The organism is Thermogladius sp. (genome assembly GCF_049970955.1).
Taxonomy (GTDB): domain Archaea; phylum Thermoproteota; class Thermoprotei_A; order Sulfolobales; family Desulfurococcaceae; genus Thermogladius.
The window spans coordinates 1-2,567 of the sequence record NZ_JBMFLY010000098.1 but is presented as its reverse complement, the minus strand read 5'-3'; the positions used below and the strand labels follow the sequence as shown (position 1 = coordinate 2,567).

The following is a 2,567-nucleotide window of genomic DNA, read 5'->3' as shown; positions in this document are numbered from 1 at the left end:
TCAAAGACCTCCTCCGGCCTGTTGAACACCCTGGGCAGGGTGGGCCGGTTCAGCCTCTCCTCCGTGTCCTCCCTCCCGCCCTTCTCGGCGCCGATCAAGTCGTCTTTCGCCTGCGCCACCACGCCCTCTACATAACCCGCCTCCGCGTCTAGCCCCGCCAGGGAGTAGGCGAACTCCCTAAACGCCGCCTCCCTCTCCGCGGCCAGCAACCAGTCCACCGGCCTCGGCCTCCTCCTCGTCTCCTCCAGCTCCAGCTCCAAGTCCACGGCCCTGACCACCCTCTCCATCGCCTCGAAGAGCTCCCGCTCCCTCCCGAGCCGCCTGGCTATCCTCCTGGCCCTCAGCATCAGCGCCACGCTGTCCACCACCGTCAGGTATATCCCGCGCTCAGTCCACCTAGCCGGCTTGGCGGCCCCCTCCTCGCTGTAGAGCCTCACCTCGTGCTCGTCGAGTATGTCGTCTATGAGCCTGGTAGCAGTAGCTACCGAGTCCACCAGGTCAGCCGCCGCTCCGTCTAAAGCGGCGCCCCTCTTCGCCAGCCTCTTCGAGTACCCCCTGTACAGCTCTACCCGGGAAGCCCACTCCTCCACCAGCGGGCTCTCTACGCTCCTCGCCTTGACCCAAGCCTTGTACCAAGACCACAGCAGGACCCTCTTGGTTATAAACGGGTTGAAGTAGCCCTTTACGGTCGGGCTCAGCCCCAACAGCTTAAACACCTGAGCTACCAGGGGGTCTGGGCGCTTCGAGTCGAGCCTGACCACCACGCCGGCCTCCCTCAGCTCGGCCAGGCCTCTGGAGAACAGCCCCGCCCTCTCTCTGTCGAACCCGTCGTCGGGCATGCCCCTGACACTCACTATGAACTCCCTCACCTCCGGGTCCACCTCCGCGTAGAGCACCAGCGCGGGCCTGAGCGTCGTGTAGGACACGAAGACCGCCTGGCTCAGGCTCTTGACCCCGTCCACGACCAGCACCTCGTCCCGCGCGTTGAACACGCCGTCCAGCACAAGCCTCTCTGCGACGTAGAACGGGTTCTCCGACTCCAGGCTTGCGAGGACTTCGCCGTACCTCCCGACCCAGAACCTCTTCGCCACCTCCTCGCCCCACTTCACGTACCTGCCCCCCAGGGCCGCGGCTATGCCGTAGGCGAGCGCCGACTTCCCGGAGCCGGCGGGGCCCGCTACGAAGACGGAGGTGCCGACGGGCTCCCTCCTCGGGAGGGCTATGTCGACTACAGCCCTGCTGTGCTTCGTGACCGGGTGCGCCGCCGTCTTCACATTCTTGAAGCCGAGCTTCTGCAGTAGGGACTTGGCCTTGAGCAGGGTGAGCCCGGAGGCCGAGGTGCTGTCCACCACGACAGCCTCGTCGTACTCAGCCGGGTCTACCCTGGGGAAGAGCCTCTCGCCGTCCAGGTAGGCGTGGTCGCAGTCTTTGAACAAGTCGAACTGCTTGAGGCCGCTCTTCAGGACGAAGACCGCCAGCCTCCTCATCCGAGCCTCTCTCTGATCAGGTCTTTAGTCCTCTGCGGCATCGCGAAGAAGTCGTAGTCCAGGTAGTGCCTCAGCGTGCGCAGGTCGGGGGACGGGAGGTAGTTCTCCGCGATGACGGCGACGCCCGTGACCTCGCCCAGGTACATGGCGACGTCCTCGGTTATCGGCACCTCCGTCTTCACCCTGGCCGCGGCCACGCCGTCTACCTCGACCCGCTCCACTTCGGCGTCGGCGTAGCCGAGCCTCTCCAGCTCGTCTTCAAGCCTCCTCCCGGGGTACGCCAAGCCCCTGGCGTACTCCAGCACGTCCCGCCTCACTCTGTTCCTCCTGGTCTTCGCCACGGGCACCCCCCACTCCGCGGCGTAGAACTGCCCCGTGTGTCTGTAGTGCTTCAGCCCGAGCTCCTCGAACGCGCGCACCACGGCGGCTTCGAGGAGCTCGCTGAGGTCGTTCTTCACGGCGTAGAAGTAGTCGTTTGAGGCGAGGGCCTTCCTGTACTGCTCCTCGGAGAGGAAGCCCGCCTCGTAGAGCCTCTTGACTACCTCCTCTCTGCTCAGGCCCCAGGCGCCGGCGCTGACGCCTCTGTATATCGCGCTCCTCCAGCCGAGGGACTTCAGCGCTTCGAGGACCTCGGGGAGCCTGACGACGTTGTTTACCGTTATCGGGCCCACCTCGACGCTCACCCGATCGCTGTAGTCGGCTACGTTCTCCAAGCCCCTCAGCTGGAGGCTTTCGTCCACCGGCGTGCCAGTCTCCCTGGCCATCGGGGTTATCGTAGTGCCGTAGTAGAGCCTGTCGTAGCTCGCGAGTTGCTCGGCGACCTTTTTGTCGTAGGCGGCGCGCCTCAGGGCTAAGAACCTCGCCCTGACGCCGAGCTTTTCGGCATGGTCCAGCACCTTCGGGATCTCGTCGGGGTACATCGACGCGTCGCCCCTGGCGCCGAGGATCACGAGCGAGCTGTCGGAGACGAGCTTCGAGCCGGCGACGGCTTCGGCGAACTCCTCGGGTGTTGCGAGCCTCTTGAGCCTGCCCGTCCCGATGTACGGCGCCGTGCTGTCTATCATCCTGTAGTAGCAGAAC

General features: G+C 65.3%; 2 protein-coding genes. Both read right to left on the bottom strand.

What is annotated here, in order from left to right:
* The coding region (locus tag ACP5VX_RS06940) for a hypothetical protein (protein WP_428725152.1) at window positions 1-1,487 on the bottom strand (1,487 nt) is incomplete at its 3' end.
* The coding region (locus ACP5VX_RS06935; RefSeq protein WP_428725151.1) for a hypothetical protein at window positions 1,484-2,567 on the bottom strand (1,084 nt) is incomplete at its 5' end. The genes ACP5VX_RS06940 and ACP5VX_RS06935, both read right to left, overlap by 4 nt.